The sequence below is a fragment of the Asticcacaulis sp. AC460 genome, assembly GCF_000495795.1.
In the GTDB taxonomy this organism is placed as follows: Bacteria; Pseudomonadota; Alphaproteobacteria; order Caulobacterales; family Caulobacteraceae; genus Asticcacaulis.
The window spans coordinates 93,393-117,350 of the sequence record NZ_AWGD01000025.1; the positions used below are offsets into that span (position 1 = coordinate 93,393).

A 23,958-nucleotide genomic window follows, 5' to 3' on the forward strand; every position below is an offset into this window, starting at 1 on the left:
ACCTCACGCATAAGGCGCAAAATTCGTTGGAATGGTGAAAGTAACCGACGCTGAGCGATGTTTTTTGACGGCTGTGTCGAAATATTTTTACTTAATATTCAAGATGTAAGTTCCAAAGTAGAGTTCCCTAACGCAAGTTGTAATGAACGCCGTCTTTCAGGAATCGTGTTTCGTGGTGTATGATCTTACCGGGTCAGGCATAACATAACAGGGGTTCTCATGCGCGGGCGTTTCGGTCTCGATGTCGAGGAAGTTGGTAAAGCTTCCGGTCTTGCAGTGACGGGTACCTCGGCCGCGAAGGTGCTGGCGGTGGCCGCTCCGGCACCGGTTATGGCCTCGCCGAGCCTGGCGCCGGCTTCGTCCGTCGAGACGGTGGCGGTTGCCGCCATGGTGTCGGACGGCACACCGGGCAGCCCGGCGCGCGTTGCAACTACAACCGGCGGCGTCAACAACGCGTCGGGTGCCGGCAAGTCGGAGTTGCTGCCCGATTACCACTGGGACGCCGCCGATAACCGCTACGAATTTACTGGCAACCAGGATATCGACGCCATCCTGTTCGGGTCGCGATGGACGGTCGGCGTCATCAGCTACAGCTTCCCGACCTCGGGCAGTTTTTACAACACGCCCTATGACGTTCCCGGCTACCTGACCAACCACGTCGTCTTCAACGCCGCGCAGCAGACGATGGCGCGCTATGCCCTGACGACCCTGGTCCAGAGCTATATCACGCCGATCATCGTGGAAGTGACCGAAACCGCGACCGAGCATGCCATTGTGCGGCTGTCGCAGACCGGCGATGCGTCGCTGACGTCGGCGCACGGTAATTTCCCCGGTTCCGATGCGTCGGACGGTGACGTCTGGCTGGGCATGACGGGCGAGCCCTTCTACCTGACGCCGCAGATCGGTAACTGGGGCGGCGCCATCATCATGCATGAGATCGGTCATGCCCTGGGCCTCAAGCACGGCCATTCCGACCTGACCACCTCGGACCTGACGCTGACCGGCGAACTGGACGGGCCGGGGCCGCGCTTTGGCACCCGTCCTTTGCCCACAGCCCACGACACCTGGGCCTATTCGGTCATGACCTACCGGTCTGCGCCGGGCTATGAGGTGAATTTCCAAGGGGATGAATACAACCAGCCCCAGACCTATATGATGAACGATATCGCCGCCTTGCAATACATGTACGGCGCCTATTACGGGGTCAACGCCACCGACACCGTCTATACCTTCAATTCGTATAGCGGGCAGATGTCGATCAACGGCGTTGCACAGGAAATGCCGACCCTGGACGCCGTCGACCGCGGCAAGATCTTCCGCACCATCTGGGACGGCGGTGGTATCGACACCTATGACTTCAGCAACTTCACCGGCAACCAGACCATCCGCCTGACCGCCGGTGACTGGTCGACGATGAATGTGGCGCAGCTGTCCGACATGCGGCCGCTGGACGCCGCCGCCAATCCCATGGCGCCGGGCAACGTCGCCAATGCGCTGATGTACCAGGGTAATACGGCGTCGCTGATCGAAAATGCCAAGGGCGGTTCCGGCAACGACACAATCCACGGCAACCAGCTCGGCAACACCATCTATGGCGGCGCCGGTTACGATCAGATCGCCGGCTATAACGGCAACGATCTGCAGTTCGGTGAAGCCGGCGACGATTATCTCGACGGGCTGCTCGGCGACGATACCTTAAGCGGCGGCGACGGCAACGACTACATGCTGGGCTATGACGGCAACGACTCGCTGACCGGCGGTGTCGGGAATGATGCGATCAATGGTGAGGCCGGCAACGACTATATCACCGGCGGCTCCGGCAACGACACCATGTACGGCGGCTCGGGCAATGATACCTATTACGTCCACGATGCCGGCGATGTCATCATGGAATATGGCGCCGAAGGGATCGACTGGGTCTACAGCGTCGTCACCTATACCTTGGGCGCCAACCTCGAAAACCTGGTCCTGGCCGCGAGTATTGCCATCGACGGCACCGGCAATGCCGGTAACAACCAGATCACCGGCAACGCCTACAACAATGTCATCTTTACCGGTGGCGGTAACGACACGGTCGATGCCGGCGCGGGCAATGATACCCTCTATTCCAGTGGAGCCGGATCCTATACGGCCGGACTGGGCGACGATGTCGTCTTCGCCGGTAATGGCGGCGCCGAGACGCTCGACGGCGGCGCCGGCACGGACTGGCTGAATACCACGAGCTACGGCGGGAATTACGCGGTCAACCTGACGACCGGCCTCACCAATCTGTTCTGGCAGTCTTTCGTCGGTTTCGAGGCCCTGACCAGCGGGGCGGGCAATGACAGCCTGACCGGTAGCAATGCCGCCAATACCATTGATGGAGGGGCGGGCAACGACTCGATCACGGGCGAGGGCGGCCATGACAGCGTCCGCGGCGGGCTGGGCAATGACACGATCACCGGCGGGACCGGCAACGATACCCTGGTCGGTGATGCCGGCGCCGACAGCGTCAATGGCCAGGACGGCCATGATCTGATCACCTCCAGCGGCCAGGGGGGCATCTATGACGGCGGGACGGGCAACGACACCCTGTTCGCCGGGGGCGGCAATGAGACCCTGTACGGCGGCAGCGGCACGGATCTGCTGGATACGACGTCGTGGAGCGGTGACGCTACCGTCAACCTGACGACGGGGCTGACCCAGTTCGCCGCCCAGCTGTTGAGCGGGTTTGAAAACCTGACCAGCGGCGCGGGCAACGACTCGCTGACCGGGACGGCGGGCGTCAATGTGATCAATGGCGGCGCCGGCAACGACACCATCAATGGTGGCAGCGGCAACGACACCCTGGACGGTGGCGACGGCATCGACACCTACGACGTCAGGTCGGCAACGGGCGGCGCGACCGCGATCGTCATCGATCTGCATGTCGGCACCTGGACCTATAGCGCCCAGGTCGAGGTCGCGGCCAATTTCGAAAACCTGCTGGCCGGGGCGTCGAACGAGGTGATCCGGGGTACCTATGGCGCCAACTGGATCGATGCCGGTGGCGGCAACGACACCATCGACTCCGGCAGCGGCGATGATACGGTCGACGGCGGCGCCGGCAATGACAGCTTCTCTTCCATCGGGGGTGGTATCAAGGTCTATAACGGCGGTGACGGACAGGACACCATTGCCGGGTCCTTCAGCTATGGCAGCGCGCTGGATGGCGGCAGCGGGGTCGATCTGCTGGATGTAAGCTTTATCCTCAGTTCCCCGGCGCCCGTCTTCAACATGTCCACGGGCGTTTGGGCGGACGGGGTCAGCAGCTTCACCGCGGTGAATTTTGAGAACTACATCGGCAGCGTTGTCGGCGAGTCGGTCAGCGGCACGTCCGCGGTCAACCGGATCGAAGGTGGCGACGGTAACGACACGATCGACGGCGGGGCCGGATACGATACTCTGGACGGGGGCGCCGGTATCGACACCTACGATATCCGTTCCAACCTGTCTAATGCCGTGATCGACCTGGCGGCCGGGACCTACACGGACAGCGGGGGCACCGAAATCGTCGTCAATTTCGAAAACGTTCTGGGGGGAGATGGTCACCAGACCTATTTCGGTACCGCGGACGCCAACCGGATCGACGGCGGTGACGGCAACGACACCATCAACGGCGGCGCCGGCAATGATACGATCCTCGGCGGCAATGGCGACGACTATATCCATGCCTTCTGGGGCAATGCGGAAAGCATCGACGGCGGGACCGGCAACGATACGCTGAACACCAGCCTGTGGTCGGGCGACTATGCGGTCAATCTGACGACCGGGGTTACGAACTGGGCGGGGGAATCCTTCCTCAACCTGGAGAACATTATCAGCGGCATCGGCAACGACACCCTGATCGGCACCAGCGGCGCCAACTGGATCGACGCCGGTGTCGGCAGCGATGTCATGAATGGCGGCGCCGGCGACGATACCTATGTCGTCGACTATGCCGGCGATGTGGTGGTTGAGACCAACGGCAACGGCAACGACCTGGTGATGACTTCGGTCACCTGGTCCCTGACCGGGATCGTGGTGGAACGCCTGACCATGACTGGTGCCGGAAATATCAACAGCGCGGGCAACGGGCTGGCCAACACCTTGACCGGCAACATCGGTAACAATGTGCTGGATGGTGCGGTCGGCAACGACACGATGATCGGCGGGTTGGGCAATGACAGTTATTATGTCAACGCCACCGGCGATGTCGTCACCGAACTGGCGGGCGAGGGGACGGACACGGTCTTTGCCGCCGTCACCTATAGCCTGGCTGGCAAGCAGATCGAGAACCTGAGCCTGACGGGCGCGGTGGCCATCGACGGCATAGGCAACGGCTTCGGCAACATCCTGACCGGTAACAGCGCGGTCAATACGCTGGATGGCGGTGGCGGCCATGACAAACTGGATGGCGGTGCGGGCGCCGACAATCTGATCGGCGGCACCGGTAACGACACCTATCTCGTCGACAACGCGGCCGACGCGATTACCGAACTGGCGGGCGGCGGCGCCGACCTGGTCGAGTCTTCGGTGACCTACACCCTGAGCGCCAATGTCGAGCAACTGACCCTGACCGGGACGGCGGTGATCGACGGCACCGGCAACGATCTGAACAACGTCCTGACCGGCAATTCCGGCGTCAATGTCCTGGCCGGCGGGCTGGGCAACGACACCTACTATGTCCAGAACGCCACGGATAATGTGGTGGAGGCCGGCGGGGCGGGCATGGATGTCATCTTCTCGACCGTGACCTATTCCCTGAACGGCCGTTACGCCGAGACCATCACCCTGACGGGTGCGGCCAATATCAACGCCACCGGCAACAGCCTGGCCAATACGCTGAACGGAAATGACGGCAACAATACCATCAACGGCAAGGGCGGAGCGGATAAGCTCAGCGGCGGCCTGGGGGCGGACCTGTTCCTGTTCGAAGTCGGCAGCGGTGCGGACAAGATCCTTGACCTCAGCCAGGCCCAGGGCGACCACATCAATGTCAATGCCTATACCGCCGGCGTGGTCAACAACGCTCTGGTCACCCAAAGCGGCAGCGACGTCCTGATCAATCTGGGTGGCGGTAACATCATCACAGTGATCAACGCGCTGGAGGCTAATGTCGAGGCCCAGATGGTGTGGTAAGGCCTTGAGTACGTAACAAAATTGGGCCCCGTGGCGTCGCCTCGGGGCCCTTATGCTTTTCGCGTCGTAAACCTTTCCGTTAAACCTTTCCGAAATGCCGACCGCCGTTATATGGTCGGCGCGGAACCGGGGGCATGCGTCGGGAGGTCTCGCAGGTTCGGCTGATCTGAATTCCTCATTTGACAGGATGGAGTCCATGCGCGTGCGTTTCGGTCTGGAAAATGATGACGCCGGTATGTCCGGCCTGGTCATGGCGGGGGCTTCGGCGGCAAAGGTCCTCGCCGTGGCGGCGCCGACGGCGGCGAGTGGTGTCAATCTGAGCTCCGGCCCGGGCCTGACCACCCTCATCACTCAGGTTTTCGACGCCGGCGACAATCGCTACGAGTTCAGCGGCGTCCAGGATATCGACGCCGTGCTGATCGGTTCGAAATGGACGGGTACCAGCCTGACCTTCAGTTTCCCGACCTCGGGGAGCGTTTACCAGACGCCCTATTACGACAGCGGCTACCTGACCCAGCATATCGCGTTCAACGCCGCGCAACAGTCCGCCGCGCGCTACGCCCTGGGGCTGGTCGACGGCTACACCCTGCTGAGCTTCACCGAGATTACGGAAACCGCCGATACCCATGCCAACCTGCGCCTGTCGCAGACGGCGTCCGCGACCCTGGCCACGGCTGAAGGCAATTTTCCGGGCTCCGACAGCTGGGACGGCGATATCTGGCTGGGCACGTCGGGCAGCCAGCCCTTCTACACCACGCCGCAGGCCGGCAACTGGGGCATGGCGACACTGCTGCATGAGATCGGCCATGCGTTGGGGCTGAAGCACGGCCACGAGGACTATACCACGATCGACCTCACTGCCGGCGGCTATGTCGACGGTCCGGAACCGCGCTACGGCACGCGCGCCCTGGACGCCCAGCACGACAGCTGGGCCTATTCGGTGATGACGGCCCGCTCCGATCCCGACAACAATGCCGGCGAGATACCGAGTTTTCAGGGCGACGGCTTCAACCAGCCCCAGACCTACATGCAGAACGACATTGCCGCCCTGCAGTACCTCTACGGCGCCGACTTCACCACCCAGGCCGGAAATACGGTGTACAGCTTCAACGCGACGACCGGCCAGATGTACGTCAACAATGTCGCCCAGGCCATGCCGACGCAAAGCGGCGGCGCCGGCAAGATCTTCCGCACCATCTGGGACGGCGGCGGGACGGACACCTACAACTTCTACAATTTCACCACCAACCAGAGCATCAATCTCGATCCCGGCGCCTGGTCGACGATGAACACTGTGCAACTGGCCGACCTGCGCCCGCTCGACAGCGCCGTGACGGTCAACGCGCCGGGCAACCTCGCCAACGCCCTCCTGTACAACAACGATACCCGGTCGCTCATAGAAAACGCCACCGGCGGATCGGGGCACGACACCATCTACGGCAACGACGCCGCCAACACGTTCCATGGCAATGGCGGCAATGACCGCCTGTATGCCTATGGCGGTGGCGACCTGGTCTACGGCGAAGCGGGCAACGACTATCTCGATGGCTGGAGCGGCGCCGACACCCTGTTTGGCGGCGACGGGACCGACACGCTGTGGGGATATTCGGGCAATGATTATCTCAGCGGCGGCAACGACAACGACACGATTAACGGCGAAGGCGGCAACGACTATCTCAGCGGCGGGGCCGGGGCCGACAGCCTGGTCGGCGGGTCGGGCAACGACACCTATTATGTCGACGATGCCGGCGATATCCTGTCGGAGCTCTATTGGGGCGGTGGCACCGAACTGGTCTATGTTTCGTTCAGCTATACCCTGGGCGCCGAGTTCGAAAACCTGACCCTGACGGGCAGCGGCTCGATCAACGGCACCGGCAATGCCGACGACAATGCCATCATCGGCACAAACGGTCACAACCGCCTGGACGGCGGCGGCGGCACCGACACCCTGACGGGCGGGCAGGGTAACGACACCTATATCGTCGACTCGGAATGGGACCAGGTCATCGAAGTGGCGGGTGAAGGCAATGACGTCGTCTATGCCAGCGATACCTACTCCCTCAACCTTCGTATGGCGGAATCCCTGATCCTGACCGGGACGGCGAACCTGAACGCCACCGGCAATGGCCTGGCCAATACCCTGACCGGCAATTCCGGCAACAACCGGATCAATGGCGGATCCGGCGCTGATGTGATGACGGGAGGGCTGGGCAACGACACCTATTTTGTCGACAATCTCCAGGACAATGTCGTCGAACAACACCTGCAGGGAACGGATACGGTCTATTCATCGGTGACCTATTCCCTCTTCGGCCGGGCGGTGGAGGTGCTGATCCTGACCTCTGCGGCGGACATCAACGCCACCGGCAATTCGCTCTACAATACCCTGGTCGGCAACAGCGGAAACAATATCCTTAACGGAGGCGGCGGCTTCGATACCCTGACCGGCGGGGAGGGGACGGACGTGTTCCTGTTCGAAGCGGGCAGCGGCCGGGACACGGTCACCGACCTGGGCACGGGCGACCGCCTCAATGTCAATGCCTATACCGGTGGGGTGGCCAACAACGCCATTGTCACCCAGAGCGGCGCCAATGTGGTTGTCGACCTGGGCGGCGGTAACCTCATCACGGTGCTCGCCACACTGGAAGCCACGGTCGAGGCCCGTATGATATGGTAGCGGGTTAATGTTTCCATTTTGACGCGAAGCGGCGGGCTTCGGGGTGATCGCCCCGGAGCCCGCTGTGTATCCGGGGGCGGATTCGGCCTTCAGCCGCAGGCCGGAATTCGCCAGAATGGCGAAAAGAATCAATATTGTAAAAATTCGGTAAGGCTAATTTGCCGTTAGGTCAAAACGCGAAAAATAATTGTTTCGAAAATTCAACGCTCAAGGCCGAATTGGGGCAACTTCACAAAAGTTTCGATAAAAAACGCCTTCCAAGAACACGGTTCGCAGGTGTATGGTCCGCGCCGGGGCAAGTAGTAGGGGCGTAGCGTATTTTTCGTACTTAGTTCGTTTTTTCTCCAAATTTTCACAGGGTGGCTCCCATGCGCGTGCGTTTCGGTCTTGATCTTGAGGGGGCCGGCGCGGCCTCCGGTCTCAGTCACACAGGTTCCTCCGCGGGCAAGGTTCTGGCAGTCGCCGCTCCGGCCCCGGTATTGGCAGCTCCGGCCGCCGAATCGTCGGCGGTGCTCTTCGCAGCGGCCCCGGCCCTTGCGCCGGCTTCACTGACGGAAACGGTCGACGCGGGCGCGTCGAAAGCCGGCCTGTTCGGCATCGGCATTACGTCGGAAGGTGCGCCGACCGGCGCGGGCCGCGACCTCAGCGGCAGCGCCGCCAATGGCGGCATCAACAAGGGCTCAGGCGCCGGGACATCGGAACTTCTGAGCGCCTATCATTTCGATGCGGGTGACAACCGTTACGAATTTACCGGCAACCAGGATATCGACGCCGTTCTGTTCGGGTCGCGCTGGACGCTGAGCACGATCACCTTCAGCTTCCCGACCTCGGGCGCACAGTATGCAACGCCCTATTATGATCCCGGCTATCTGACCAGCCACGTCGCCTTCAATGCGGCCCAGCAGACAGGTGCAGAGTACGCCCTGCTGACCCTGGCGCGGGGCTATATCGGTACATTCATCAACGAGATCGCGCCGTCGCTGGCCAACCCGGCGACCATCCGCCTGTCGCAGACGACAGACAATTCATTGCCTTCAGCGGAAGGCAACTTCCCGGGCTCCGACAGCTGGGACGGCGACATCTGGTTTGGCCAGACCGGCCAGCCCTTCTACCTGACGCCGCAGATCGGTAACTGGGGCCAGGCGACCATCATGCATGAGATCGGGCATGCCCTGGGCCTGAAGCACGGTCATTCCGACTATACCGGGTTCGACCTGACGGTCGGCGGCTATCTCGACGGTCCCGGGCCGCGTTTCGGCACGCGCGCCCTGCCGGCCAGCCACGACAGCTGGGCCTATTCGATCATGACCTACCGCTCGGATCCGGGTAACAACGCCGGTGGCGATCCCAGCTTCCAGGGTGACCAGTTCAATCAGCCGCAGACCTTCATGCAGAACGACATCGCCGCTCTGCAATATATGTACGGCGCGGATTTCACCTCGCCCGAAGCCCATCCGACGGATACGGTCTATACCTTCAATTCGACGACCGGCCGGATGTCGATCAATGGTGTGGGGCAGGAGACGCCGACATTCGATGCCGTTAACAATATCGGCAAGATCTTCCGGACCATTTGGGACGGCGGCGGCGTTGATACCTACGATTTCGACAACTACACCACCAACCAGACCATAGATCTGACACCGGGCGGCTGGTCGACGATGAAGGCCGCCCAACTGGCGGATCTGCGGCCGCTGAGTGCCACCTATATCGCGGCGCCGGGCAATATCGCCAATGCTCTGCTGTACAACGGGGACACGCGCTCGCTGATCGAAAACGCCAATGGCGGATCCGGCAATGATACCGTTTATGGCAATGTCGGCAACAATACCGTCCACGGCAATGGCGGCAACGACACGGTCTTCGGCAGCGACGGCAATGACCTGCTGTACGGCGAGGCCGGCAACGATACGCTCGACGGCTGGAGCGGTGACGACACCTCCTATGGCGGCGACGGCAATGATTCCCAGTATGGCTATAGCGGCAACGATAACCTCTATGGCAATGACGGCACCGACACACTGCTGGGCGAAAGCGGCAACGACTATCTCAGTGGCGGTGCCGGCGGCGACAGCATGGTCGGCGGTACCGGCAACGACACACTGTATGTCGACGATGCCGGTGACGTCGTGTCGGAAGGTGCCAGCGGCGGGACCGACACCGTCTATTCGCTGATCACCTACACCTTGGGGGCTGAGCTTGAAAACCTGTCCCTGGTCGGCAGTCTCAATATCAACGGCACCGGCAATTCGCTCAACAACGTCATCTACGGCAACAGCTTCAACAATGTGCTGATGACCGGTGGCGGCACGGACACCATCTACGGCCAGAGCGGCGATGACGTCATCTACTCCAGTGGCTCCGGCTACTATGACGCGGGCGCCGGCAATGACACCGTCTTCGCAGGTCTTGGTGCATCCGAAACCCTGATCGGCGGTTCCGGCACCGACCTGCTGGACACCACGTCTTTCAGTGGCGCCTACAATATCAACCTGGCGACGGGCGTGACCAACTTCCCGCCGGAAGCGTTCACATTGTTCGAAAACGTCAACAGCGGCGCCGGTGCAGACACCATTACCGGCACGGCCGGGGCGAATATCATCACGACCAATGGCGGCAATGATCTGATCAATGCCGATGCCGGTAATGACAGTGTCGACGGCGGCATCGGTGTCGATACCCTCAACGGCGGTACTGGCAACGACACCATGGTGGGTGGCGCGGGCGCGGATCTCGTCAACGGTGACGACGGTAACGACGTCATAACGTCCAGCGGCGATAGCGGCACCTATAACGGTGGCGTCGGTAATGACACCCTGTATGCCGGACTCGGCAACGAAACCATGACCGGTGGCAGTGGTACCGACCTCCTGGATACGACCTCCTACAGTGGCAACTACGTCGTCAACCTGGCTACGGGCGCTACCAACTTCGCCGGGGAACTTTATACCGGTTTCGAACAGCTCACCTCCGGTGCCGGCAATGACTCGCTGACCGGCACGTCGAGCGCCAACGTCATCAACGGCGGAGCAGGCAACGACACGATTCTTGGCGGCGGTGGCGCCGACACCATGAACGGGCAGGCGGGCGACGACTATATCTGGGCCAGCCTGGGTACGCCGGAAAGCCTCGATGGCGGCGCGGGCACCGACACGCTGAACACCTCGCTGTATACCGGGAACTACCTTGTCAACCTGGTCACCGGTGCGACAAACTTCGCCACTGAACTGTTCGTCAATTTCGAAAATCTGATCAGCGGCAGCGGCAACGACACCCTGGTCGGCACAGGTGGCGCCAACTCCATCGATGGCGGTGCGGGTAATGACGATATCGACGCCAACGGCGGCAATGACACGGTCGATGGTGGTGCTGGCGACGACTATCTTCACTCGACCGGTGCCGGGGCAAAGACCTACACCGGCGCCGGGGGTAACGATACCGTCGGCGGTAACTTCAGCTACAACAGCGCGTTCGACGGCGGCGCCGGCACTGACCTGCTGGATATGAGCTTTGTGCCCAGTACGTTGCTACCGGTTAGTTTTGATATGACAACCGGCGCATGGGTCGATGGACTCGGAACCTTCTCCGCAGTCAATTTCGAGAACTACATCGGGGTAGGTGTCGCCGAATCGGTAACGGGCACCTCCGGTGAAAACTGGATCGACGGCGGTGCCGGCAACGACACCATCTTCTCCGGCGGCAGTATTGACACGGTCAATGGTGGCGACGGCGACGACGTTATTGAAGGCGGTTTCGGGTACGATTCACTTGACGGCGGCGCCGGTCTCGATACCATCGATTACAGCTGGCTGACCCATAGCGTGTCAGGCATCGTGATTGACCTGGCCGCCGGTACCTGGACGGAAGGTTCGTTTGTTGAAACCATTGCCAACTTCGAGACGGTCCTCGGCGCGAACGGCAGCGAATCCTATATCGGTACGGGGAGCGCCAACCGAATCGATGGCGGTGACGGCAACGACACCATCAATGCTGGCGGCGGCCAGGACACGGTCAACGGCGGCAACGGTGACGATTACATCTATGCCGTGCTGGGCTTCCCGGAAAGCATCGACGGTGGGGCCGGCACCGACACGCTGAACACCACGCTTTACACCTTCGACTATTTGGTCAACCTGGCGACGGGCGCGACCAACTTCGCCGGTGAATCCTTCCTGAACATGGAGAACATCATCACCGGCGTCGGCAACGACACGATTGATGGCACGGCCGGCGCCAACTGGATCGACGGCAGCAACGGTACCGACCTTATGCGCGGCGGGGCCGGCGACGACACCTATGTTGTCGACAACACTGGCGACTCCGTGGTCGAAACGGCCGGCAACGGCAATGACGTGGTGCAGTCCTGGGTTACCTTCTCCCTGGCCGGGCAGGTGATTGAAACCCTGACCCTGCTGGGTGCAGCCAATATCAACGGCACCGGCAACGGTCTGGGCAATACGCTGAACGGCAATACCGGCAGCAACGTGTTGGACGGCGCGGCGGGCAGCGATACCATGGTCGGTGGCCTGGGCGACGACAGTTATTACGTCAATGTCGCCAGCGATGTTGTGACCGAAGCGGCGGGTGAAGGTATTGATACCATCTTCACAGCCTTGACCTACAGCCTGGCCGGCAAGCAGGTCGAAAACCTGACCCTGGAAGGGGCTGCGGCCGTCAATGGTACGGGTAACGGCCTGGCGAATATCCTGGTCGGTAACGCTGCCGCCAACACGCTCGACGGTGGCAGCGGTCATGACCGGCTGGAGGGACGCGCAGGTGCCGACACCATGATCGGTGGTACCGGCAACGACACCTATCTGGTCGAAGACGCGACGGATGTGGTCACCGAAGGTGCAGGTGGCGGGCTGGATCTCGTCGAGTCGTCAGTGACCTATACGCTGGGCGTCAATGTTGAGAACCTGTTCCTGGCCGGAGCCGCCGCAATCAACGGTACGGGTAACGACCTCAACAACGTGTTGTCGGGCAATGCCGGCAACAATATCCTCGCGGGTGGCCTGGGCAACGACACCTACTACGTCCAGAACGCAGGCGACAACGTGGTCGAAGCCGGCGGGGCAGGGACGGACTTCATCTACTCGACCGTCAGCTACAGCCTGAGCGGCCGCTACGCTGAGAGCATCCTGCTAACCGGGGCCGCCAATATCAATGCCACGGGTAACAGCCTGGCGAATAATCTGAGCGGCAATGACGGCAACAACACGATCAACGGCAAGGGCGGAGCCGACAACCTCGCCGGCGGCCTGGGTGTGGATACCTTCCTGTTCGAGACCGGCAGTGGCGCCGACCAGATCCTGGACTTCAGCTTCGCCCAAGGCGACAAAATCAACCTGAATGCCTACACAGGTGGTGTCGTCAACAACGCGCTGGTGGTGCAGAATGGTGCCGATGTGGTTATCAACTTTGGCGGCGGCAACATCATCACGATTGTGACCGCGCTGGAAGCCAATGTTGAGGCGCAGATCATTTGGTAATCTAAGTTGGTTCGATAGAGACCTGGGGCTTTGCGGTGGTGCCGCAAAGCCCTTTTTTTATCCGAAATGCGCAAGGCGGTTATGCGGGCAAATTGTACCAGTTACCGCTACACAGGCCGGGCGAAAAAATGTCATTTCAACGCGGTAACAAATGCTTTACCGGGCGTGCCTTTCGTTCGATTTTTCGTTGAAAAATCAACGGCAGTGCCGTGGTTAACCGAGATTCATAAAAGTTTCACAAGAAAACGGTCTTCCGCTGTGCACCGCAACAGGTGTAGGAGTGTGACGGGGGCGTGTTTGCCGTAGCGTAAATCTGTTCCGGGAGTCCTTTGATCGAACGCGATCGAAGAAGGGTTTCCGTTTCCGTCCCTGTTTCCTTTCCGACTGTCTGACGTTGGCAGCGCCGTAACGGTGCGCGTCCGGTCGTAAAGGTGTCCGTATTGTCATTTTCACATTTCCCCAAGGGTGCTCCCATGCGCGTTCGTTTTGGTTTGGATTTCGACGGAGCCGGTCAGGCTTCCGGCCTCAACTCATCGGCTTCGGCCCTGGCTGTATCGGCATCGGCGACGCCGGCCCTGGCCGCGCCCGAAGCTGCCAATTTTGCGCTGACCGCGCCGAAACTGGCCAGTGATGGCCTGGCGGCGGGGCTGGGGGCAGGTCCGGCGGACACCTATATTGGCCGCGGCGCGGCGGCGGCTTCGACGCCTGCGGAGGGCGCGAGCCACTCGGGCGACTACACCGGTAGCACCTATACCGGCGCGGGCTACACCGGCCATATGTCCGGGGCCGGTTCCGGCGGCGGTGGCGTCAACGGATCTTCCGGGGCCGGCCAGACCCAGCGCATCAGCCAGTATTACGACTCCGGCCAGGGCCGCTACGAGTTCAGCGGCAACCAGGATATCGACGCCGTTCTGATCGGGTCGAAGTGGACCAGCACCAGCCTGACCTTCAGCTTCCCGACCTCGGGGTCCTTCTACCAAACGCCCTACTACGACAGCGGTTACCTGACCAACCACGTCGTGTTCAACGCCGCTCAGCAGACAGCCGTGCGCTATGCCCTGGGTCTGATCTATGGCTACACCCTGCTCAGCTTCACCGAGGTGGCCGAGAGCAACACCGTCCACGCCAATCTGCGTTTCTCGCAGACAACGGATTCGTCGCTGGGCTCGGCCGAAGGCAATTTCCCCGGTTCCGACAGCTGGGACGGTGACGTCTGGTTCGGCCAGACCGGCCAGCCCTTCTACCTGACGCCGCAGATCGGCAACTGGGGCCAGGCCACCATCATGCACGAGATCGGCCACGCCCTGGGTCTCAAGCACGGCCATTCGGACTACACCAGCTTCGACCTGTCGCCGGGCGGCTATGTCGACGGCCCCGGGCCGCGCTACGGCTCGGCCGCGCTGGATGCTGCCCACGATAGCTGGGCCTATTCGCTGATGACCTATCGCTCGGCCTCGGGGTATGCCTCGGACTTCCAGGGCGACCAGTTCAACCAGCCCCAGACCTACATGCAGAACGACATCGCGGCGCTGCAATACCTCTATGGCGCCTGGTTCGGCTATAATTCCGGCAACACCACCTATACCTTCAGCTCGACCACGGGCGAGATGTTCGTCAACGGCGTCGGCCAGGGTACGCCGACGCTCAACGCCGGCCTGGGCAAGATCTTCCGGACCATCTGGGACGGTAACGGTATCGACACCTATGACTTCAGCAATTTTACCGGCAACCAAAGCATCAACCTGGGGGCCGGCGCGTGGTCGACGATGAATACGGCGCAACTGGTGGACCTGCGTCCGCTGGACGGCGGCGTCAATGTCGCCGGGCCAGGGAATATTGCCAACGCCCTGCTGTACAACAACGATACGCGGTCGCTGATCGAGAATGCCAATGGCGGTTCGGGGAACGACACCATCTATGGTAACCAGGCCGGCAACACGCTCGATGGAAATGGCGGTAACGACTATCTCTCGGCCTCGACCGGCAACGACACCATGTACGGCGACGTGGGCAACGATACGCTCGACGGCTGGACGGACAATGACGTTGGCTACGGCGAGGGCGGCGATGATTATCTGTTGGGCTACACCGGCAACGACACGCTCGACGGCGGATTAGGTAATGACGCGCTGTACGGCGAAGATGGAAATGACTACTTGGAGGGCTACCTCGGCAACGACACGCTGTCGGGTTCAACCGGGAATGACAGCTATGTCGTCAGGGATGCCGGCGACGTCGTTACGGAAGCGGCGGACAGCGGCACGGATCTGGTCTGGGCTGAGGTCAGCTACACTCTGGGCGCCAACGTGGAAAACCTGAACCTGTTCGGCTTTGGCGCCATAAACGGAACGGGAAACAGCCTGAACAACATCATCAACGGCAATGACTACAATAACGTCCTGATAGGCGGCGGCGGCACCGATACGATCAACGGCGGGGCCGGGGACGACGTCGTCTATTCGACCGGATTCGGCATCTTCAGTGGCGGAACGGGCAACGACACGGTGTGGATCGCCAACGGCTTTCCCGAAACCCTGGACGGCAATGACGGCATCGACCTTCTAGAAGCCTCTACGGCGACCTTCGACTACGTCATCAATATGGTGACCGGCGTCACCAATTTCGCGACGGAGTCCTTCGTCAATTTTGAAAACCTCAACAGCGGCCTGGGTAATGACAGCCTGACCGGCACGGGCGGGGCGAACTCGATCACCGGCGGCGCCGGCAATGATACCATCATTGGCAACGGCGGGACCGACACGATCCTGGGCGGCGCCGGCAACGACTCGATCCAGTCCTCGGGCTATGGTGAGTATTACGGTGGGATCGGCGACGACACCCTGGCGGTCGGTAATGGCTATCCGGAGCTTCTGGACGGCGGCGACGGCATCGACCTGCTGTCGGCTGTGGTGACGTTCGATTACGCCATCAATCTCGTCACGGGTGTGACCAACTTTGTCACCGAGTCCTATATCAACTTCGAAAACCTCTACACCGGTTCGGGCAATGACACCCTGGTCGGAACCGTGGCGGGTAATATTGTCGATGCCGGGTCCGGCAATGACGATATCGATGGCAATGGCGGCGCGGACACCATCTTTGGTGGCGCCGGCAATGATTTTCTTCACAGCAGCGCCAACGGTACAGCCAACTGGTACGGCGGCGATGGCAACGATACGGTCACCGGCATTTTCAGCTATAGCAGCTATATCGACGCTGGCGCCGACGTCGATACACTGGACTTTGCCTATATTACCGGAGGGATTCCGCCTATTTCCTTCGATCTGACGCTGGGAACCTACACTGACGGCAGCGGCACCCTTACACTTCTCAATTTTGAGAACTACCTCGGCCAGGGTGCCGCTGAAACCATCGGGGGCACCGACGGTGCCAACTGGATCGAAGGCAATGGCGGCAACGACTATATCATGGGCATAGCCGGCAACGACACGATCAATGGTGGCAACGGCAACGACACTATCAATGCCGGCGAGCTTTCCAATGGTACCGATTCCGTCGATGGCGGCGCCGGCAATGACGTCATCACCTCATCGGGTTCGGGCACCTACACCGGGGGTACGGGCGGCGACTATATGTATGCCGGTCTGGGGCCCAGCGAAACCCTGGACGGCGGCAGCGGCACCGACACCATCGACACGACCCTGTGGAGCGGCAATTACGTGCTCGACATGATCACCGGTGTCACCAACTATAGCCCGGAATCCTACATCAACTTCGAAAACGCGGTGACTGGTGCTGGCAATGACACGGTTTCCGGCACCAATGTGGCCAACCGGATCGCCACCGGCGACGGTAATGACTGGCTGGACGGCCTGGGCGGGCTGGATACCCTGGTCGGCGGACTGGGCGATGATACCTATGTCGTCAATGCCGGCGCCGATGTGGTGACCGAAGCCAGCGGCGAGGGTAATGACCTGGTCTATTCGACGGCGACCTATTCCCTGGCCGGCACGTCGGTCGAAGCCTTGGCGCTGCTGGGCGTCGCCAATCTCAGCGGCACCGGCAACGGCCTGGCCAACACCCTGTACGGCAACATCGGCAACAACAACCTGGATGGCGGGGCAGGCAACGACACCTTCTACGGCGGGGCCGGTAACGACACCTATGTCGTCAACGCCATCGGCGATACGGTGGTTGAAAATGCCGGCGAGGGCATCGACGTGGTCGAAGCCGGCGCGACCTATACCCTGTCGGCCGAGGTCGAGAACCTGACCCTGACCGGCACCGGCAATATCAACGGCACCGGCAACGCCCTGGGCAATGTCATCACCGGCAATACCGGCAACAACGCCCTGGCCGGCGGGCTGGGCGACGACACCTACTACGTTCAGACGGGCGACAGCGTCGTCGAGGCCAATGGCGAGGGCACGGATACCGTCAACGCAGCGATAACCTGGTCGCTGGCCGGCAGCTATGCCGAGAACCTCAACCTGACCGGCGTGGCCAATATCAATGGTACCGGCAACGGCCTGGCCAATATCATCGTGGGCAATGCGGGCACGAACGCCATTGTCGGCGGCGCCGGCCACGACGTCCTGGACGGCGGGGCAGGGGCGGATACCCTGACCGGAAATACCGGCAACGACACCTACTATGTCGACGATGCCGGCGACAGTGTCATCGAAGCCAATGGCGAAGGGACCGAGGACACTATCTATTCGTCGGTTACCTACAGCCTCTCCGGGCGTTATATCGAAAGTCTGCTGCTGACCGGTAGTGCCAATATCAACGGCACGGGCAACAGCCTGGGCCAGACCCTCATCGGCAACAGCGGCAACAATACCCTGACGGCCCTTGGCGGCAATGACTACCTCGATGGCGGCGCCGGTGGCGCGGATACGCTGATCGGCGGCACCGGCGATGACACCTATGTTTACGGTGCCGGCGATACGCTGACCGAGGCTGCCGGCGAAGGCACCGACACCGTGCGTTCGGCCATTACGGCGACGCTTGGGGCGGAACTGGAGGTCCTGGAACTGACGGGCGCTGCCAATATCAACGGCACCGGCAACGCCTTGGACAACAAGCTCTACGGCAATGCGGGCGACAATCTGCTGACGGGCGGCGCAGGTAACGACAGCTTCTATATCCAGAATGTCGGCGATAATGTCTCCGAAGCCGTCGGTGGCGGCACCGACAGCATCTTCTCGTCGGTGACCTATAGCTTGGCCGGTAAGCAGGTCGAAAACCTGACGCTGGTGGATGCAGCAGCCATTAACGGCACCGGCAATGGCCTCGCTAACGTCCTGACCGGCAACAGCGCGGTTAATACGCTGGATGGCGGGAGCGGCAATGACCGTCTCGACGGTGGTGCCAGCGCTGACAACCTGATCGGCGGCACTGGCGGCGACACCTATGTCGTCGACGATGCCGGTGATGCAATCACCGAACTGGCCGGCGGCGGCGCCGACCTGGTCGAGGCCTGGACGACCTACACCCTGGCCGCCGAAGTCGAAAACCTGACCCTGATGGGGTCCTTCGCCATCAGCGGCACGGGCAACGGGCTCAACAACGTCCTGACCGGCAATACCAACACCAATACCCTGGCCGGCGGCCTGGGCAACGATACCTACTATGTCCAGAATACCGGCGATAACGTGGTGGAACTGGCGGGCGAGGGCACGGACACCATCTATTCGACGGTGACCTATTCGCTGGCTGGCCGCTATGCCGAAGCCATCATCCTGACGGGTTCAGCCAATGTCAACGCCACCGGCAATTCGCTGACCAACAGCCTGACCGGCAATGACGGCAACAACACGCTGAACGGCAAGGGCGGGGCTGACAACCTCACCGGCGGGCTGGGCAGCGACCTGTTCCTGTTCGAAACCGCCAGCGGCGCCGACACGGTCACCGACTTCTCGGCGGCCCAGAACGACACCGTCAACATCAACGCCTATACGGCCGGTGTTACCAACACCAGCCTGGTCAGCCAGAGCGGCGCCAATGTCGTGATCAACCTGGGCGGCGGCAACATCATCACGGTGCTGAGCGCGACCCAGGCCGACGTTCTGGCCCACATCGTCTGGTAAATTCCTGCCTGCGGTAAACCTGAAGCGGCCCTGGTAACAGGGCCGTTTTTTTTGCCTGTACATGTGTACGTCAGGGCGGACATTTTGTGTCTATTTTGAAATAAGTGTAAATATAACAATATGTTAAGGTGTGGTGCCAATCCTCAGGCCCGGGCGGGCTAATCGTCATGAGGATGTGGTTATGAATATCAATACCAATCAATGGGCGACCAGCGGTATGGGAGCGACGTCGTCGTTCCGGCAAACGCAGTCGCAGAGTGGCGCCGGTGAGGCGCCGTCGGGTCCCAAGGGGCCACCGCCGTCGGGGCCGCCGCCGTCCGAGGGGATGTCCATGTCGGACGAGACCCTGGCCGGCCTGGTCGGCGTCCAGCAGGCGCAAGGTCAGGGCTTCACGCCGCCGGCCTTCGAGGACATCGATACCGACGGCGACGGTGGCATCAGCCAGACCGAAATGCAGGCCTTCGGTCAGACCCGGCATGCCGACGAGACCACCGAAAAGGCCGATGCCCTGTTCTCGGAGATGGATGAGGACGGCGACGGCACGGTAACGGCGCAGGAAAAGACGGCCTTCGACGAGACCCGTGGTCCCGGCAAGGCTCCCCCGCCCGGCAGTGCGCCGCCGGAGGCGACGGCGTCCGAAAGCGACAGCACGGACTCGTCGGCCAAGCTGGCGGTGCTGATGCAGGAACTGATGACGGCACTGGAAGCCTATTCCGGCACGGCGGCATCAACCGAGACAGCCACGACGACGACCACCTCCGTCGCCGCCTAAACCAAGCCGGCGGGCAGAAAGCCCGCCGAACCGCGTTTTCAGAACTGGAACCGTGTCCGCAGCGCGATCGAGGCGTTGTCGTAGGCTTCCAGCTTTTCATACTGGGCTTCGATGCCGATATGGCTGTAGTCGCCATCGTGCGAGATCCGGAACCCGGCTACTGGACCGCCGCCTTCCAGATTACCGCTGCTCAACGCGAAACTGTCGCCGCCATTGAAATTGGCCACCGTGTCGGACAGGGTGGCGCTGATGTTCTGACGATAGCCCAACCAGATTTCCGGCCGGAACATGCCGCTGCCGAAGCCGGCGCGCAGTTGCGCCGTGGTGCTGAGCAGGTGGCCGTCACGCGCGCCGATGGTGAGGTCGAAACTGCCGCCGCCGCCGCTTTCGGTGCGGCCGTTTTCGCTCAGGCCGTAATAGTCGACCAGCCATTCCGGGGTGAAGACCAGCCGGCCGGCCTTGATGCCGTAACTGACCCCGGCGCCGGCGCTCTGCGACCAGCCGGTCCAGCGCGCCTTCGAGGTATGGACCACATAGGTGCTCAGCAGGTTGCGGGTACTTTCGAGCTGGACGTAGCCGGCGCCGGCATGGGCCCAGGCCTTCATGGCCCCCAGGCGCAGCCGCCAGTAGCCGCCCAGGGTCAGGTCCGAAGCCGCGCCGGCCTCGTTATAGATGGCGTAGGAATCCGCCGGGGTCGATGCGGTCAGGGACAGATAGACCCCGACCATCTGGTTGCCGTACAGTTCGCGTTCGCGGCCACCGGCAAAGTTGATGGTGGTGGCCTTGAAGCCGGCCGTGTCGCCGCTGTCGCGGCTGGTGCTGTAGCCGAACTGCTGCAGCCAGTACTGGCCGCCGTCATTATCCGGAATGACGGTGAGGGCGCTTAAGGACCGGTTGACCGACTGGCTGCCCAGCGACAAGCTGAGCAGGTTCTCGCCGGAATAGTCAGGCAGGTACTGGTTGTAGACCTGATCGAAGCCGGCCTTGGTGGTTTCGCTCAGCAGGGTGGCCTGGGCGCCCGTATCTTCGCCCAATGCCGTCAGCACCGGCATCAGGGCGGCGTACTGGTTGTCGGAATAGCCGGCCTCGGCCTGGGTCTTGAGGCGGAAATTGGCCGACAGTTCGGTTGCCGTATCGTTCAGTTCCAGATCGGCATGATAGAGGTAGGGCACATAGCCGTCGCGGGTCGAGGCCTCGATATCGCCGAGGTCGATGCTGGCCGAGGTCAGGAGGCTGAACGACATCGGCGTGGTGATCAGCTCATCCAGGCTCAGATTCAGGGTGGCGCCGTCGTCGAACACCGACGCGCCGCTGTTGACCAGGGGCGCCACCGATGGATTGTCGGTGTCCAGGCTAAGACTCAGTATGCTGTCGCCGTCGACATGCAGGCTGCTCAGGTTTGCATGGGTCCCGGAATATAGGATGGCGGCGCTGCCTCCGGTCAGGGCGAGGGCGATGTCGCCTGACGAGGTCAGGTTACCGGCATAGGCGGCTTCGTCGCTTAGGGAGAAGTTGCCGGTGCCCTGACCAAAATCGATATCGCCGAGTATGCTGCCGCCCGACGAGGTGATGATGTCATGGCCCGACCCCAGCAGAATCCGGCCCTGGATATAGGGGGCGGCAATGTCGTCGTCGTCGGGGGCGTTGTCGGTCTGGGTCAGGGTCAGGCCGACCGTATTGTACCGGGCGTCGATCGCCGTGGCCAATCCGGTAATCGTGTCCGCCGTACCGTCGCCATCGTCGTCGGTGGCGGTGATGCTGGCGGCAATGCTGCCGCTGTTGTCGATGCGGGTCAGGGTGTTGGAGCGGTCTTCGATAACCGTCGCATTGGCCGTCGACCCCGTTGCGGTTGCGGTTACCGCCGCCGTCTCGCTGATAGTGATGACCGGCAGGTCGGCACCCGAGGCGATGGCTATGGCCTTGCCCGTCTTGCCGCCGCCTATGGTCGTGTACACGTCTTCGCCGTCGACCTCCTCGGACGTCGTGACCGTCGTCGTGGAGCCGATGATCGAACCGCCGATGTCCAGGCGTGGTGTCGAGGCCCCGGATTCGAACGACAGGGCGGTACCGTCGGCGGCGTAGGCATAGCTGGTCAGGCTGCCGTCGACCGAGACGCCGTTTTCGATGGACACGGCGTGGCCCATACCGCCGATCTGGACCGCCCGGGTGTCGACGCCGTCGAATATACCGTAGGTGGCGATCGAGCCGCGGATCAGCAGGCCATAGTTGACGGCGGGCGGGTCGATGGCGGTATCGGCATAGGTCACGCCCCCGATGGTGATAGCCTTGTCGGCCGAGCCCAGGCGGAAGGCCGGGGCGCCGCCATACAGGACCAGAGCGGCGGTGGACTGCTCTGAATCGGTCAGGCCGTCGCCGTCCTCATCGGTGTTGTCGTCATCCTCGCTGCCCGGAGCGGCGCCGAACAGGATGCCGTTGGCGACATTGCCCGACACGCTGATCAGCGGCCCGGACTGCAGCAGGTTGAGCTCGGGATCCAGGCCGTCCAAGATGTCCTGGTCCGGTCGATAGGTGAGGGAATAGGCCGAGCCGGTAAAATTGCCGTCCAGGATCAGCGCGCCGCCGATGTCGCCGTTCAGCGTGACGGCGGAACTGTCCCTGCCGTAGGCGCCGACCGATCCGCTGAGATAGACGTCGCCGCTGACCGCCCGGTCGAGCGCTATGCCGGTCGTCTGGTCGCCTATGACGGACACGGCGCCGTCGAAGCTGAAATCGCCGTCGATGGCGTTTTCGAAGCGGATGCCATACGACTGGTTGCCCTCGACGGTGATGGAACTGGTGTCGGAGATGGTGACGTCGCCGGTGAAGGGCGACGTGCCTGTCGAGCGGATGCCGTAGCGGCCGGTGCCTTCCGCGAACGGCGCATCGGTGACGTCGTCGTCGGTGGTGTCCTCGGCGTCGAAATCGTCGGTGACCGAAATGTCGCCGTCGATTGTCACGGCCTGGGTACGGCCAGGGACGTCGGTGATCAGGATGCCTGTGCTGTTCGACGCGCCGTCGGTCATGTCGATCGTGCCGGCGAAATCGAGGACATTGTCGCTGTCGAGCGTGATCGCGCTGCCTTCGGTCAGGGTGATGGAACCGTCGGGGGTTACGGTGGTGTCGCCGGTGGTGCTGGTTTTAACGGGGGCCGTGGTGGCGGTGGAGATCGAGGTCGCCGCGAGGCTGGGCGTGGCCAGGACGAGGCCAAGGCCGGTCGCGGCGAGAAGGGCGTGTCTGCGCATGGAGGATCCTGCAACTGAGGCGTTGTGGCGTCAGTTGTACGGATCGCCTTGACGGCAATGAGACGGCAAAACTTCGGGATTGTTACTGAGTGACGAAGGTGAAACTATGTTTCAGGATTGTCGGTGTAGGTGGTGGATTCGGGCCGCAAGATGTCTCGGCAACTGGAAACCGCCGCTTCGCAGTTTTTTCGGACTTTAGCTATACACCTTCGGATAGCCGGGGCGGTTGGCGCCGTAAGGGCCATAGGCGCCTGAGCGCGATGCCTGATAGTGCGGCTGCGGATAGCCGGCGCGGTCGCCGTAGCGATAGGCCGGGGGGAGGGCCGGGTTGCGCCAGCCGTCCGCGCGGACCGGCGCCGCCGGCTCGGTCACGCCACCTTCCGACGCGTCGGCCAACGGACGTTCGAACAGGTCGGGCTGGTCGGCGGACGGAAGTTGATCTGCCAAAGAAGGACTCTGGGAACTGGACATGGAACGCATCCGCTGGGTGGGTGACTGAGCCCATTGATAGGGCTGAGTCGCGGCGTCTGGCGATGCCGCCGCGACGGAATTCATGTGGATAGACACCAAGGTTTTGTTAGCG

Annotated in this window: 7 protein-coding genes; 5 read left to right on the forward strand and 2 right to left on the reverse strand. The window is 62.0% G+C overall.

Features of this window, described 5'->3' with window-relative positions:
- Window positions 1-219: 219 nt before the first annotated feature.
- The 5 genes from ABAC460_RS38835 (at window position 220) to ABAC460_RS38850 (ending at window position 20,133) form a co-directional block, all read left to right on the forward strand.
- Entirely contained in the window at window positions 220-5,139 is a 4,920-nt protein-coding gene (locus ABAC460_RS38835; RefSeq protein ID WP_023454140.1) for a M10 family metallopeptidase C-terminal domain-containing protein, read from the forward strand.
- A gap of 196 nt (window positions 5,140-5,335) precedes the next feature.
- Window positions 5,336-7,816 (forward strand): M10 family metallopeptidase, encoded by a 2,481-nt coding sequence (locus ABAC460_RS50180; protein ID WP_023454141.1) that lies wholly within the window; start codon window positions 5,336-5,338, stop codon window positions 7,814-7,816.
- Between the two features lie 368 nt (window positions 7,817-8,184).
- Window positions 8,185-13,308, forward strand: coding sequence for a hypothetical protein (locus ABAC460_RS50840; RefSeq protein WP_023454142.1), 5,124 nt, complete (start codon window positions 8,185-8,187; stop codon window positions 13,306-13,308).
- 473 nt (window positions 13,309-13,781) lie between these two features.
- On the forward strand, window positions 13,782-19,361 hold the full coding sequence (locus ABAC460_RS38845) for a M10 family metallopeptidase (RefSeq protein ID WP_023454143.1): 5,580 nt from the start codon (window positions 13,782-13,784) through the stop codon (window positions 19,359-19,361).
- Window positions 19,362-19,542: 181 nt separating this feature from the next.
- Window positions 19,543-20,133, forward strand: coding sequence for an EF-hand domain-containing protein (locus ABAC460_RS38850; RefSeq protein WP_023454144.1), 591 nt, complete (start codon window positions 19,543-19,545; stop codon window positions 20,131-20,133).
- A 38-nt stretch (window positions 20,134-20,171) separates the two neighbouring features.
- Here the strand turns inward: ABAC460_RS38850 and ABAC460_RS38855 are convergent, their stop codons facing one another.
- Both ABAC460_RS38855 and ABAC460_RS38860 read right to left on the reverse strand, forming a co-directional pair.
- On the reverse strand, window positions 20,172-23,375 hold the full coding sequence (locus ABAC460_RS38855; RefSeq protein WP_023454145.1) for an autotransporter outer membrane beta-barrel domain-containing protein: 3,204 nt from the start codon (window positions 23,373-23,375) through the stop codon (window positions 20,172-20,174).
- A 195-nt stretch (window positions 23,376-23,570) separates the two neighbouring features.
- Window positions 23,571-23,846, reverse strand: a complete 276-nt coding sequence (locus tag ABAC460_RS38860; protein WP_155914665.1) for a hypothetical protein — start codon at window positions 23,844-23,846, stop codon at window positions 23,571-23,573.
- Between the last annotated feature and the right edge of the window lie 112 nt (window positions 23,847-23,958).

Coding starts and splice junctions, on each gene's coding strand:
- ABAC460_RS50180 (WP_023454141.1), top strand. CDS start 5,336: ATGCGCGTGCGTTTCGGTCTGGAAAATGATGACGCCGGTATGTCCGGC.
- ABAC460_RS38850 (WP_023454144.1), top strand. CDS start 19,543: ATGAATATCAATACCAATCAATGGGCGACCAGCGGTATGGGAGCGACG.
- ABAC460_RS50840 (WP_023454142.1), top strand. CDS start 8,185: ATGCGCGTGCGTTTCGGTCTTGATCTTGAGGGGGCCGGCGCGGCCTCC.
- ABAC460_RS38860 (WP_155914665.1), bottom strand. CDS start 23,846: ATGTCCAGTTCCCAGAGTCCTTCTTTGGCAGATCAACTTCCGTCCGCC.
- ABAC460_RS38845 (WP_023454143.1), top strand. CDS start 13,782: ATGCGCGTTCGTTTTGGTTTGGATTTCGACGGAGCCGGTCAGGCTTCC.
- ABAC460_RS38855 (WP_023454145.1), bottom strand. CDS start 23,375: ATGCGCAGACACGCCCTTCTCGCCGCGACCGGCCTTGGCCTCGTCCTG.
- ABAC460_RS38835 (WP_023454140.1), top strand. CDS start 220: ATGCGCGGGCGTTTCGGTCTCGATGTCGAGGAAGTTGGTAAAGCTTCC.